At 69.3% G+C, this 13,353-nt stretch carries 11 protein-coding genes; 6 read left to right on the top strand and 5 right to left on the bottom strand.

The features are described from left to right. Positions 1-157: 157 nt before the first annotated feature. From HR086_RS17610 to HR086_RS17600, 3 genes are all read right to left on the bottom strand, one after another. Positions 158-1,213, bottom strand: a complete 1,056-nt coding sequence (locus tag HR086_RS17610; RefSeq protein WP_174466180.1) for an SMP-30/gluconolactonase/LRE family protein — start codon at positions 1,211-1,213, stop codon at positions 158-160. Between the two features lie 54 nt (positions 1,214-1,267). Further along, entirely contained in the window at positions 1,268-2,065 is a 798-nt protein-coding gene (locus HR086_RS17605; protein WP_141642593.1) for an alpha/beta hydrolase, read from the bottom strand. Positions 2,066-2,182: 117 nt separating this feature from the next. Further along, complete coding sequence (locus HR086_RS17600; protein WP_174460589.1) at positions 2,183-5,221, bottom strand: sensor histidine kinase; 3,039 nt, start codon at positions 5,219-5,221, stop codon at positions 2,183-2,185. Between the two features lie 493 nt (positions 5,222-5,714). Here HR086_RS17600 and HR086_RS17595 point away from each other — a divergent pair, with 493 nt between their 5' ends. Continuing rightward, the gene (locus HR086_RS17595; RefSeq protein ID WP_174466179.1) at positions 5,715-6,281 is read left to right on the top strand and encodes a hypothetical protein; all 567 of its coding nucleotides are present in this window, start codon (positions 5,715-5,717) and stop codon (positions 6,279-6,281) included. A 66-nt stretch (positions 6,282-6,347) separates the two neighbouring features. Here HR086_RS17595 and HR086_RS17590 read toward each other — a convergent pair whose 3' ends face one another. Both HR086_RS17590 and HR086_RS17585 read right to left on the bottom strand, forming a co-directional pair. Continuing rightward, on the bottom strand, positions 6,348-6,737 hold the full coding sequence (locus HR086_RS17590; RefSeq protein ID WP_141642596.1) for a hypothetical protein: 390 nt from the start codon (positions 6,735-6,737) through the stop codon (positions 6,348-6,350). A 97-nt stretch (positions 6,738-6,834) separates the two neighbouring features. Then, positions 6,835-7,830: a hypothetical protein gene (locus HR086_RS17585; protein WP_141642597.1), complete on the bottom strand. Its 996-nt coding sequence runs from the start codon at positions 7,828-7,830 to the stop codon at positions 6,835-6,837. 291 nt (positions 7,831-8,121) lie between these two features. On the opposite strand from HR086_RS17585, the gene HR086_RS17580 reads away from it, so the two are divergent. From HR086_RS17580 to HR086_RS17560, 5 genes are all read left to right on the top strand, one after another. Further along, complete coding sequence (locus tag HR086_RS17580) at positions 8,122-9,006, top strand: LysR family transcriptional regulator (RefSeq protein WP_174466178.1); 885 nt, start codon at positions 8,122-8,124, stop codon at positions 9,004-9,006. A 108-nt stretch (positions 9,007-9,114) separates the two neighbouring features. Next, positions 9,115-9,750 carry a CHRD domain-containing protein gene (locus tag HR086_RS17575; protein WP_141642599.1) on the top strand — a complete coding sequence of 212 codons (636 nt, stop codon included), beginning with the start codon at positions 9,115-9,117 and terminating at the stop codon, positions 9,748-9,750. Positions 9,751-9,783: 33 nt separating this feature from the next. Beyond that, positions 9,784-10,257, top strand: coding sequence for a DUF2809 domain-containing protein (locus HR086_RS17570; RefSeq protein ID WP_217439505.1), 474 nt, complete (start codon positions 9,784-9,786; stop codon positions 10,255-10,257). Between the two features lie 36 nt (positions 10,258-10,293). Then, positions 10,294-11,895: an LVIVD repeat-containing protein gene (locus tag HR086_RS17565; protein ID WP_174466177.1), complete on the top strand. Its 1,602-nt coding sequence runs from the start codon at positions 10,294-10,296 to the stop codon at positions 11,893-11,895. 218 nt (positions 11,896-12,113) lie between these two features. Beyond that, on the top strand, positions 12,114-13,187 hold the full coding sequence (locus HR086_RS17560) for a hypothetical protein (RefSeq protein ID WP_174466176.1): 1,074 nt from the start codon (positions 12,114-12,116) through the stop codon (positions 13,185-13,187). The last annotated feature ends 166 nt before the right edge of the window (positions 13,188-13,353 follow it).

Genomic DNA, 13,353 nt, shown 5'->3' with positions numbered 1-13,353 from the left:
TCCCCCTCCAACTCAGCCCACCGCCCATGTCGCCGTTCTCCCCCGGGCGAAAGCCTCCGCCCCCTGTCCTGGCAGCCAGGAGGGTGGGGAGGCCCTCAAGTCAGGACAAGCCGGCTGGGACTCGGGGGTGATGGCTCGTTGGATTCTGACGCGCGGCTCAGGGCAGCTCGCAGTCGAGGAAGTCCTTCTCGAACACGGGGCCCAGGAGCATCCGCTTGCCGAAGACAGCGGCGGTGGCCGTTCCGGACGTCTGACTGCCATCGTCCAGGAACACCTCCGAGGCCTTCAGGTCCGCGCCCTTGCCCGTCAGGCGCAGCACCTGCGCGGGTGACCGGGTCTTTCCCGTCGGGTCGCCCGCATGGGAGGCGAAGTCGAGCAGCTTGGGATGGGAGGCAATCCAGAGGTTGCCCTCGGCATCCAGCTCGATGTTGTCCGGGCCGGAGTCCAGGTCGAGCGTCTTGAGCAGCGTCAGCGCGCCCGTCTTCGGGTCGCGCGCGTAGCTGCTCAGCGAGCGGCCCACGGACTGCGCCACGTACACCGTGCTCCCGTCCAGGGAGCGGTTGATGCCGTTGGCGTACTTCGTGCCCTGGATGACCTCCTGGAAGCGCTGGCCGTCGAAGTAGAGGACGTTGCCCTGGGCGAGCTGGAGGTAGTCCTCCACCCGCTGCTTCATGCCCGGCGGGTTGCCGTGGTCGTTCGTCACGTAGAAGCGCTGGGCGTCCATGGCGACCACGTCGTTGGGCGACACGAGCAGCGCGTCGCGAAACGTGGCCCGGTGGACCAGCAGGCCGTCCTCGCCGACCTCGAAGCGCTCGATGCGGTTGCCTTCGGCCTGGGTGTGGTTCACCACGAACAGCGTCTGCGCGCCGGACGGGTCCACGTGCAGGCTGATGCCGTGCGGATGGAAGTCGGGGGAGAAGCCGCCCGTCAGCAGCACCGGGGGCGCGGTGCCCGAAAGCTCGTAGCGGTAGATGCCGCCCGTCACGGGGCTCCCCGCCATCGTCGCGCGCCGGTCGTCCGAGGAGACGTAGGCGTAGCCCAGGCCCGGATGGAACGTGATGTCCTCCGCGCCCGGCATGCCCGACACGGGCTTGCACTTTCCGGGGGCGTGGGGAGAGAGGCTCTTGAACTGCCCGGCGTCCGAGAACGTCTTGAGGATGAGTCCGCCGACCGCCACGAACAGCACACCCGCGATGATGAGGAGCTTCTTCATGGTGCCTCGCCGGGAAGAAATAGACGCGGCGAGGCTAGCAGGGCGCGAGTGGCGTCACACCGTGGGATTCAGGGCCCAGGAGAGCGCGTGGTCGGCGACCTCCTCCCAGCCCTCCTGGCCGCAGATGTAGTGCGAGCGGCCGGGGAACTCCTTGTAGGCCACGACTCCGCTGTTGTAGTGCCGCGCGTTCGACTTGTTGAGCGACGCCGGCATGATGTTGTCCTCGCTCCCCGCGATGAACAGCAGCGGCGCGCGGTCCTCCTTGTCGAAGTCCACCTTCGTCGCCGCATGCGGGTTGAAGTTGGCCAGCGCTCCGTCGAACAGGAAGCGGCCCGGCGCGGGGACGTGGTAGCGCTCGTAGACGGCCTGGGACTGCGCCTCCGTGAGCGTGTTGGTGAAGGCGTAGCGGAACTGCTCGTGGGTGAAGGGCACCGCGCGGTGACGGTTGGCGGGGTTGGCGAGGATGGGGAAGGTGGCCCTGAGCGTGGTGAACGGCAGCCGCAGCACGCCCTTCACCTGCACGGAGTCGATGGCGACGCCCGCGGCCCCGAGCCCCCGGTCCAACAGGATTTGCACCATGGCGCCACCGAACGAGTGGCCGATGAGGATGGGCGGACGCGGAAGCCCCCGGATGACCGTCTCCAGGTGGTGGGCCGTCTCTTCAATCGTGAGCTTCTCGATGGGGGACGGGTCCTCGCGCAGCGCCTCGACCTCCACTTCCAGGCCTGGATAGGCGGGCGCGAGCACCTTGTAGCCCCGCGCCTTGTAGCGCTCCACCCAGTGCTCCCAGCTCCGGGGCGTCATCCAAAGGCCGTGAATCAAGACAATCGTATCGGGGGACGTCGTGCTCATCGCGCACTCGGGGCAGGAGGAGTGAAGCTCGCTTCCACTGTGCTCCCGCGCCACCTCGCTCACCTCCCCTGATGGAGGGAGGCCGCGCTCACCGGGCCTTCGCGACGGGGCAGGTCCTCAGCGCAGGCCGCCCACGAGCCGCCGCAGCCGGTGCCAGGTGCCTTGCGGAAAGTCCTGATACGCCGTCGCCGCGGGGACGCGCAGCTCGACCTCCGTCCCCGCGTTCTCCCGGCCCCGGATGTCCAACCGCGCGCCCAGCTTCACGGCCCGCTCGCGCATGCCCGACAGGCCCCAGTGTCCGGGCTTGCCGCCCGCCAGGAGGAAGGCCTCCTCGACTCCGCGCCCGTCGTCGCGCACGCGCAGGCGCAGTTGGGCGAAGTCATACGTCAACACCACCTCGATGCGCCGGGCGCCGGCGTGCTGGAACGCGTTCGCCAGGGCTTCGCGACCGATGCGGAAGACCTCGTCACGCACCACGGGGTCCAACGCGACGGGCGTGCCTTCCACCACCACGTGGAGCGCGGAGCGCCGCTCGTGCCCCAGTTCCTCTCCCAGCTGGGTGAAGGCCGTGGACAGCTCCCCCGGGTCCACCGTCGTGGCGCGCAGGTCCATCACCCTGTCGCGCCCCTCGACGAGCACCTGGTCGGCGCGCTCCAGGGACTTCTCCATGGCCACGCGAGCCGGGTGTCCGGTGGGCACCATCTCCGCCGCCGCCTGGAAGCGCAGCACCAGCCCGTGGATGCCCTGCAGCAGCGTGTCGTGCAGCTCGCGCGCGATGCGCTCCCGCTCCAGATGGCGCTCCTCCAGCAGTCGCCGCAGGCGGGCCCGCACCTGCCGGAGCCGCAGCAGGTACAAGAGCCACAGCGCCACCGCGACGGCGGCGCCACACACCGCGCGGAACCACCACGTCTGGAAGAAGGCGGGCGGGAGGACGAACTCGAGCGCCGCCCCCGTCTCGTTCCAGACGCCGTCGTTGTTCGTGGCGAGCACCTGGAAGCGGTAGCGCCCCGGAGACAGGTGCGAATAGTACGCCTCGCGCCGGCCGCCCACGTCCTGCCACGCCGTGTCCACGCCTTCCAACCGGTAGCGGAACCGCACGCGCTCGGGGATGGAGAGGCTGAGCGCCGTGTAGTCGATTTCGATGTTCGTCGCCTGCTCACGCAGGCTGAGCGCGCCAGGGCCCGGGGTGAGCCATTGTCCATCCACGCGCACCGCATGGATGGCCACGGGCGGCGGCAACGGATTGCGGAAGATGCGCGTCGGGTCTATCCACACCACGCCGTTGCTGGTGGCGAACCACAGCCGTCCATCTGTTCCGCGCACCGCCGTGGGCAGCGGGCGCAGCAGGGTGGGCCGCGCCGGAAGACCATCCAGGAAGTCGAAGCGCTCGCACCGCGCCGCACGGCCGGGCTCGGCGACGACGCGCGCCAGCTCGTCCGCGCGCAGGTGCAGGATGCCGGGAATCGCGTGGACCCACAGGCCTCCGTCTGGCAGCTCGACGATGGCGGAGACGCCGCGCAGGGGCTCCTCGTCCTCCACGTCGAGCGTGTGGAAGCGCTGCCCGTCGAAGTGCGCCAGGCCGAACTGCCCACCCACCCACAGTCGCTGGCCCGCGCTCAGCGAGGTGACGATGCCCAGCTCCAGGCCGTCCGCGCGGCCAAAGCGACGGACGTCCGTCCCCTCGACGCGGAGGAGCTCCTGCGTCTGCCCCAGCCAGACACGGCCCTGGGGGTCGGTGGCCGCGGCCATGATGCGCTCCCGGGCCCTCAGCTCCGTGCGCGCCTCCAGCGACGTCCAGGTCCCATCCCGCAACTGGTACAGGCCCCCTCCGACGAGCGCGGCCCAGAGCGTGCCTTGCGCGTCCTTCGTCATCGCGTGGATGTACGCGGGAGGAGGTGCCGGGAGGTCCGCGACGCGCAGGGGCTTGTCGTCCTGGATGCGCCAGAGGCCGTTCTCCGCGGCCAGCCACACCTGGCCATCCCGGTCCCTGTGGGTGGCGAGGATGGGGGCGCCGATGTCGAAGGTGTCCACCGTCCTGTCGCGCAGCCGCATCAGCGGCCGGTTGGTGGTGCCCGCCCAAAGGGCGCCGTCGTTTCCCGCCGCGATGGCGAAGTCATGCGAGCCGCGAGGGAACTCGGCCAGCACCAGGGTGCTGTGACGGAAGCGGTCCAGCCCGCCGCTGGTGCCCACCCAGAGGTTGCCCTCCCGGTCCTCGATGATGGGCCACGTGTAGTCGGAGCTGAGGCCGTCCCTCTCGGTGAAGGGCTCTCCGGCCTCGTCGAGCCGGGTGATGCGCCGCTCACCCCACTGCTCGGGATGCGCGATGCGGCGCACGCCGTCACCGAGCGATGTGGCCCACAGGCTCCCCTCGCGGTCGAACAGCACGCCCGCGGACTGGACCTCCAGCCTCCCCGCGCCAGGGTAGGGCTTGCCGCCCGGCAGTCCGATGGGGCGCACCGCGCCGGTGGGCTCGGCGACCCAGAGCGTGCCGTCGGGTGCCTGGGACATCAGGCTCACCCACTTCACGGTGATGCCCGTGTCGCGGAACGCGCGGCCGTGTTTCTCCAGGTGGTAGACCTTGTCGGCGAGCGCGAGCCAGAGCGCGCCGTCCCGGTCGACGAACATCGCGCGGCCCCGTTGCTCCGCCGCGGGCAGGCCCCAGGGCTCGGCGATGCGCTCCCACTGGCTCCCGTTCAGGCGGTACACGCCGCGAAGGCTGGTGGAGGCCCAGAGCGCTCCCTGGGCATCGGTGGCGAACGAAGTCACCTGGGACAAGGGCAGGCCCTGGGCTTCGCCATACCGGGTGACCTGGCCTTCCTTCAGGCGCGCCAAGGTGCCATGGATGAAGCCAACCCACAGCGCGCCGTCGGGGGCGACATACAGCGTCTGGATGCTGCTGAAGGGCTGGCCATCGGGCGGCTCGAAGCGCCGGAAGTGGACGCCGTCGAAGCTGTACAGCGCCGCCGCCGAGGCCATCCACAGGAAGCCGTCCGGCGTCTGCGCCAGGGCGGAGACCTGTCCCGGCGCGCCGTCCTTCACCGTCCAGCGCGAGTGGTAGAACTGACCGATGCGTCGCTCGCGCCCGTTCACCTGCGCGACGGCGACCGTGCCAAGCAAGAGCGCGAGCAGGGCCAGCATGCCCCCGGCGGCGCGCATCCCCGTGCTCCCGCGATGTGTGGACAGCCCTGGCATCGTCGCGCGCATCGCTACTTCGGCGGGGTGGACGTCTTCAAGCGTCCGCGCCCGTTCGACGAAGTTCTTCCAGAAGGAGTGGGGGCCATGGCGATTCCCGACAGGGGAGTGCCGGGATGCTAGCACCCGTGCACCAGCGGCGAGCAGCGCCGCCGGGTATGGCCCGGCCGCTCCCGGGAGAGCTCAGGGGGCCAGCGCCTGGCCGCCCATCACGGTGTCTCCCGACCGCGAGATTGCCAACCCGGTACCGGTGCCGCCGCCGAACATCGAATTGAAGCGTCCCATGGGCGCGAATCTGTCCGGCGAAAACGCCAATTCAATACTTGAGTAATCATGTTGCAAATAAAGGTGGAGGATGGGCGGCTTGCCATGCGCGGGCGAGGGCTGTTAGGCAGACGCCTCCTGTGTTCGTGGGGGTCGTCGCATGTCAGCCTGTTCCGTATCCGGGTTCCGTATCGTGGTTGCCCTCGCGGCGCTGCTGCTCGCCAGTGGTTGCACGGTGTATGTCAAACGCGGAGCCCCTCGTCCCAACATCGACCTCGCGGAGCAGCAGGCGACCCTGGGGCTGGTGCTGGAGTCGGCGGTGCGGGACCACTTCGTCGTCTCCAATGAGGCGGCTAACAAGCTGGACGTGGACCAGTGGCGCGGCACGCTCGAGGATGGCTTTCGCGTCGGGTTCGGCTCGGCCTTCCGGCTGGATGCCACGCCGGCGGACTTGAAGCTCCAGGTGCTCGAGGCGGAGCTGAGTTTCGCCGTCACGGACGCCAGCGTGGCGGCCGTCCAGGCGCAGATTCGTTACAAGGCGCGGCTGGTGGACGCCCAGGGCCAGGTGCTCAAGCGTTCGAGCGGGACGGTGATGTCCAAGCGCTCGGCGGGGTTACACCGCGCGGCCACGGTCCTGGCGGCGAACGCGGTGGAGTCCCTGTACGAGCAGATCAGCGCCGACTTCTTCACCGAGCAGGACAAGGGCGGCAGCGACAAGAAGGCCAGCGACGGCGCTTCGGCCACGGACGCGGCGTACTGAGCCGCCATCCGACGCTGGAAGGCACCGCGCGGCTCGACGAGCGCCGCCACCGCGCGGGCCTTCGGACTACAGCGTGAAGAGCGAGAGCACGAAGGTGTTCGTGCTCGGCACGTGGAGCACCGTCCCGTTCTGCAGCGGGGGCCGGTAGAAGGCGGAGGCGTCGTAGGCCCGGGCGCGCTCCAGGGACTTGCGCGTGGTGGCCGACAGCCAGCCCCCGTCGTTCAGCGTGGGCGGGGCGAGCTCCGTGGGCGTCAGCGTGGCCAGGAGCGCCTGGGCATCCGCCTCCGAGTACTCCAGCACGGCAATCACTTCCCAGTCGGTGGGGCCCATGCCCACCTTGCCCCGGATGGCCTTGCGCCATTGGACGGACACGGGGCGCCGGGGAAGGTTCACCACCTGCTCGAGTGAAGCGAGGTCGGTGCCCGTCTTGGCGGGTGAGGTCGCAACTTGGCTCATGGGGACGCTCGTGGGTGGGGAGTCCGAGTCCTTGCAGCCCGAGGCGGCACACGCCAGGACCAGGACTCCCCCGAGGATATGTCGGAACGTCGTGGGTTCAGCGGCCGGTCTCGATGGGAGTCGACGTGGCATTCTCGATGTCGCCCTGTCCCCAGGTCACCTTGCGCTGCACGGTGCCTGTCTGGGTGTACTGGTGCGCCAGTCCGGTCTGCTCGAAGCGCCCGTTGTCCGAGTCCGGGATGCCGGTGGCGATGTCCTTCTGATTGGGATTGAAGTTATACCGGTCCTCGGCGTGGACCGTCATGTCCATGGAGAACGAGGGCTTGTCACCCGGCTTGGCCGGCGGCGTGACGGTGACGGTGGCGCTATTCCAGATGCTGTGCCCGCCGATGGCCTTCTGCCAGTTCTCCGACTGGGGATACGGGAACTTGCCGTCGTTGCCACCCACGCCGATGGGGCCGCCGGTGAGCTGGAACGTCACGGGCTTGCCAGCCAGGGAGGGGTCCTTGGCGACCATGGCCGCGTATTGGGCCTCGGCGGCCTTCTGGGTGTCCTGGGTGGCGCTCTTCAGGACCTGCTTGCCGGACTCATCCTGGGTGACGAAGCGCTCGTAGTTGAACGTCCGGTCCTTCCCGTTGCCGTGCAGGAAGTGGTCATACGCGGCGGTGCCGTCCCGGAGGTCCGGCCGGAAGGTCTTCGCGGCCTCCAGCTTCAGCTCCCACTTCGCCTTGGCGGCGTAGTCGGAGAAGGACGGGTCCTTCGTGGCGATGGGCTTGGTGTCCTTCGGGTCCGCGGGGTTCTGCAGGAAGCCGTTGTCGTGGTGGATGGGCGGGCGCGTGGCCGGACCCACCTGGTACTTCGCGGAGGTGGTGCCGTTGGTGGGCACCACCGGGTTGGTTCCCCCCGCGGGAGGCGAGCCGGCCAGGAGCTCCACGGGCTTGCTCTTGGCCGCGGCGTCCGCCGTCTCGAACTCGTCCTTGGGTGCGTTGACCTGGGCCTTCTTGTCCACGACGGGCTTCGGCGTGGGCTTCTCCTCGGGAGGCGGGAGGTAGACCTTCTTCGGGGTGCTTCCGGAGATGGGAGGAGTGCCCATGTGACGAGACCTCGACGGAGTCCATCCCGCGCGCGTGGCGTTGGCTTGTGAAGGCCCGGAATGGAAGGGGTGTGAGAACCGCGCTTGTCTGGGTTATCGGCCCACATCGGTTCCAGGTTGCGTGGCTTCAGCGGTATGTCGTGGATGTCATTGCGGGGCTGCCCCGGAGGGTGGTGGGAGTGTCCTCCAGGCATCACTCCCCGCCTTGCGGTCCTGGAGGGGCCCGAGGATGCTCGTCCCCGGGAGGCGTCATGGTGGGGGCCGGCGAGCCCGCACCGGCGGGGCGAGAGCATGGACCTGGAAGAGTTGCGTGCCTTTGTCGGTGTCGCGGAGACGGGTTCGTTCCTGGCCGCGGCGGACTCCCTCGCGGTGTCGCGGACGACCTTGCGGCGGCGCGTGGAGGCGCTGGAGGCGCGTGCCGGGGTGCCGCTGCTGAAGAGCACCCGGACGGGCATCGTCCTGACGGAGGCGGGGGAGATGCTCGCCCGTCGTGGCCGGCTGATGATGCAGGAGACGAGCGCGCTGGTGGCCTCGCTGCGCGAGGTGGGCCAGGCGCCCTCCGGTGTTCTGCGGGTGGTGTTGCCGGTGGGCTTGCCGCCGCACCTGCTCGCGCCCCTCTTCGCGCTGCTGCGGGCCACGTATCCGCTGCTGCGCGTGCATGCGAGCTTCAGTGATGATCCGCTGGCGGAGCCGCTCGACAACGTGGACCTGGCGGCGCACTTCGGAGAGGGGCTGCCCCGGGGGCCCTGGATGTCCCAGGTGGTGCTGCGGGTGCGCGAGGGGCTCCTGGCCAGCGAGGACTACCTGCGTCGGCGCGGTATCCCCGGCACGGTGGAGGAGCTGGAGGGTCATGAGCTGTTGTCCTGGCAGGCTCCGGGCGACGACGCGTGCCTGTGGCCCCAGCTCCGGGGGCCTTCGTTCCAGGTGGAGCCCGCTCTCGTCTCGTCGGACATCCACTTCATCCGGGTGTGTTGTCTGGCCGGGCAGGGCATTGGCCTGATTCCCAGCGTGGCGTTCGCGGACCCGGGCGAAGGGGAGGGCACGCTGGTGCCCGTGCTCGCGGACGTGGTGGGCCGCGAGCGGCCCCTGCGCCTCAGTGTCCCGGAGGCGCTCTGCGAGATTCCCAAAATCAAGCAGGTGCTCTCACACATCCGTCGCTTCCTCGAACCCCTGTGAAGTGAGGCTCGTGGGACGAATCCGGCCATCGGGTGTCCATCTTCGGCCATCCCCGGCTTCGGACATCCACGCTACGGATGAGGGCGTCCTTTCGTGCCGGAGCCCGCCATGCGAACGCCACTGCTCTTCACCCTCGCCACCACCACGTTGCTGACGCTGTCCGCGCACGCGAAGGACCCGGCGCTCGGCGCGACGACCTTCACCGTCTACGAGGCCTTCCTCAGCCCCGCGCAGGAGCCCGGCGAGGAGTCCGAGACGCCGAAGCTCCTGGAGAAGAGTCTGGGGGCCACGGCGCCCTCGACGCCTCGCGAGGCCCGCAAGTCCCGGGGCCATGGCGTGCTGAAGTTCTCCAAGGACCTGACGCGCGCCTACGTCGAGTTCGAGATGAAGGGCGTCAACCCCGCCGACATCCTCATGTTCCACATCCACTGCGGTCCGCCCGGCGTGCTCGGGCCGGTGGTGGTGGATTTCGGGGAGCTGGGCAACCTGTCGAAGACGCTCGCGGAGGGCCGCCTGACGGTGGAGCTCACCCACGCGAATGTCGTCTTCATCAAGGACATGAAGGGCATGAAGCCCGGGTTGCCGGAGAGCTGTCCCGCCGAGCTGGGCTTCCTGGCGCAGACGAAGACGCTGGCCAGCCTGGAGTCGCTCGCGCGCAAGGGCGTGCTCTACTTCAACCTGCACACCAAGGCGCATACCTACTACGGCGAGATGCGCGGGCAGCTCTATCCCGCCGAACCCTGAGGCGCGCGTCGCGGCTCGGGTAGTCTTGGGCGCGTGACGTCCGCTCCGAGCCCTTCGCCTGTCCCGTCCTCCCCGTCGCGCACCCGCCTGCTCTCGCTGGGGCTGGCGGTGCTGGTGATTCCGCTGGGGCTGGCGTCGCGTAGGAAGTCGCTGCCGTGGCCCTCCTTCTTCGCCACCTATGCGGGCGACACGCTGTGGGCGCTCCTGGTGTTCCTGCTGCTGCGCTTCCTCGCCCCACGCCGCGCCGCGCTCACCGTGGCCGCCGTCGCGCTCGCGTTCTCCTTCGGCATCGAGTTCAGCCAGGGCTATCACGCGCCCTGGCTGGATGCCGCGCGCCGCACGCTGCCGGGGCGACTGGTGTTGGGGGCGGGGTTCCTCTGGAGCGACCTCGTCTGTTATTCGGTCGGCGTGCTGCTGGGCGTGGGGCTCGACGTGGCGCTGCTGACCCGCAGGGCGCCGGAGAAAGCCGCACCTTCCGTCGATATGGGCAGACCTTCATCGCGTTGATGTCAGGGCCGGGGCCGACATCATGGATGGAGAATCATGACGAATGTCGTGAGAGGTGCGCTCGTGGCCTCGCTGTTCCTGAGCGTTGGCGGGGGTTGTGCGCAGGAGGTCGTCCCCGTCGAGGGAGTGCCTGTCAATCTGGGTCCCTCGCAGGTCCTCGAGGACCACGGGGACTGGGCCCCGGAGCCCCTGGCCGTCTGTCCATTGCTGCCTCGTGACGGCGCCGCCGCCGAGTGCGGCACGCTGGAGTCCTTCGACCTGTCCGCGTGTGAGCGAGACTCGCTGACGAGGCTGGAGGCCAACGGCCACTTCACCGTGCATGGCATTGGCAACGACATCCGAGAGAATGCCAACAGCCAGTTCACCGGGTCGATGAACTTCCGGCCGGGGGGCGTGGTGAGCTACGGCGGATATCCCATGCGCGAGGCCCGGGTGGACGGGAACGCGTTCTTCCTCTCCAACCACGGCACGCTCCCGGACGGCAGGGCCTTCCGGTCCTCCTTCGTGGGCTGCAAGGCGCCGAACCCGAGCCGGGTGACGGGGTGCTACGCGGTCTGCCTCGCCGGCGTTCCCAGCTTCCAGGCCACCTTCGAGGCGGAGAAGGTCCAGTGGCGCGCGGGCGAGGCGGAGGCCTCGAAGCTCACCCTGGTGGGTGAGGGCGTGGTGAACCAGGGCATCGTCGCGGATGTCTTCGTCACCAAGGGGCACGCGTATGTCGTCTCGCTGGAGAGCGCCCTCGCGGGGCCCGGCGGGCTCTTCGTCTATGATTTGAGTGACCGCTCCGCGCCCCGGCTCGTGAGCAGCATCACGTACCCGGGCGACAGCTACTGGAACGCCGTGTGGGCCAAGGACGATGCGCTCTACGTCGCCAGCGCGGCCCGGGGCCTGCTCGTCTTCGACATCGCCGAGCCGGCGAACCCGAAGCTGCTGCGCTCGCTGCCCGACGGTCGCCCCATCGATGCGCACACCATTCATGGCGACCTCAACCGGCTCTATGTCATGTCCGCCTCGCCCACGCCGGAGACGCTCATCTTCGACGTGAAGAACGCGCGCGAGCCCGTGTTGCTCGGCCGCTACGCGGACCCGAGCGTGAACCCCCTGGTTGCTTCGTTCCCCCATGACGCCACGTCGTGGGGAGATCGCCTCTTCGTCAATCACTGGGCCGCGGGGTTGCTGGTGCTCGACGTGAGCGACCCGACGAACGTGGTGAAGCGGGGGGAGTATGTCTATCCGCGCGCCACCAGCCACACGAACCGCTGGCACTACGTGAACAACCGGCTCATCGTCTTCGAGGGCGGTGAGGACTGGGGCGCGCATGTCCGGGCGCTCGACATGACCGACCTGGACAAGCCCGTGCTCATTGGTGAGTACCGCCTCTCTCCGGGCGTCTCCATCCACAACATGGAGCTGAAGGGCAACCTGCTCTATCTCGCCCACTATCAGCACGGGGTGCGGGTGCTGGACGTGTCGCGTCCCTCGGAGATGCGGGAGGTCGCCTACTTCAATACCTGGCGGGGGACTGACCGGGCTCGCGGCACCCTGTTCTATGACGGCGCCATCGGCATGCGCATCCCGGGCGATGGCCATGTCTATGTCATCGACACCTCGCGCGGCCTGCTCATCTTCGACGAGCTGTAGCCGGTAGGCGGAAGTCCTTCACCGGAGGCTGGCGACGGCGGGCCTCCGGTGTTGAACGAATGGACCGGGCGCGGGTACCAGACTGCTCGGGCACGTAGCCCTTGGCGGGCCATCTGCCATACGCTTCGACCCAGGGTGCCGGTGGTCGAACATGAATTCCTCGGGGGGAGGGTCGCGGGCTGATGCTCCGGACGCCGTCCTTTCGGGGAAACGGAAAGATGGCCTCAATGCTTCGCAATGGGTGTTTGTCGTTGTTGTTGTTCGTGCTCGTCGGCTGCGGCTCACGACACCACGGTCCGACGGTGCATGAGCGCCGTGCCGCCATTCGCGCCGTGCATGCGCAGAAGTACGGTTCGAGTGACGGCTTCCAGTCCACGTCCTGGGGCATGACGCGCGACCAGGTCCGGGCGATGTACCCGGGCACGCAGGAGACCTCGCGCGGAGACCTGGTCCTCACCACGGCACTGGCGGAGCACCCCGCCCAGGTGTTCTTCCTCTTCGCGGACGGGCGCCTGGGCTCCGTCTTCGTGCGCTTCGCGACCCCCACGGACGTGCGCAATGACCACCAGGAGGTGGTGGAGTTGCTGACCTCCAAGTACGGCCGCGCCGCCAAGCGCGGCTCATCGCGACGCGTGCAGAGGTACCGCGAGTCGCTCGACCTCGCGTGGCTGCTCTCCCAGAGCGCTCCGCCCGTACCCTCGAACTTCCCCGCCGCCACGGAGTCGGGAGCGCAGGTCGCGGGGGCTCCGCCCGACGGCGCACCCATCAACTTCCCCGCGCCCACGGAGTCGGGAGCGCAGGTCGCGGGAGCTCCGCCCGACGGGGCGCTCGCGAACTTCCCCGCGCCCACGGAGTCGGGAGCGCAGGTCGCGGGAGCTCCGCCCGACGGCGCACCCACGAACTTCCCCGCGCCCACGGAGTCGGGAGCGCGGGTGTCCGAGGGACAGCCTCCGCTGGTCGAGGCGACGACGGCGGGGGACTCGCTGGACGAGGATGACTCGAGGGACACGGCCGTGGCCTCGGCGCCTGAAGAGAGCGCCGCCTCCGAGTCGGAGGCGCCCGAGCTGTTCGGTCCCATCTCGGAGCCCGAGGTGAGCATCTCCCGCCGTGGCTTCGTGGTCGTCGCCAACTGGAAGGCGTGGGAGACGACCGTGCGCCTCGTGGGCTACCAGTTCTCCCGGGAGCGGCTGCTCACGCTCCACTACGAGAGCCCCGAGTACGCGGAGGCGATTCGCGATGGATTGGAGCACCTCCAGAGGCAGCAGCGCCGCTCCAGGGCCCGGGACTTCTAGCCGCGCCCCCAGGTGCCCCTCGTCTGGAATGAGAGGGGCACCGCAGGGCCTCCGCCTGGCCCGATTGTTCGCCCCGGCGGAACTGTGATGCCGGTTCCCAGGGCATTATTTCGCGGAGGCGAAGGCCCATTGTTTCTCCCATGCCGGCGACGAAACGCCGGACAGG

Source organism: Myxococcus sp. CA039A (assembly GCF_013336645.1).
GTDB lineage: Bacteria > Myxococcota > Myxococcia > Myxococcales > Myxococcaceae > Myxococcus > Myxococcus llanfairpwllgwyngyllgogerychwyrndrobwllllantysiliogogogochensis.
The sequence above is the reverse complement of the archived record's forward strand: the minus strand, read 5'-3'. Positions and strand labels throughout refer to the sequence as shown.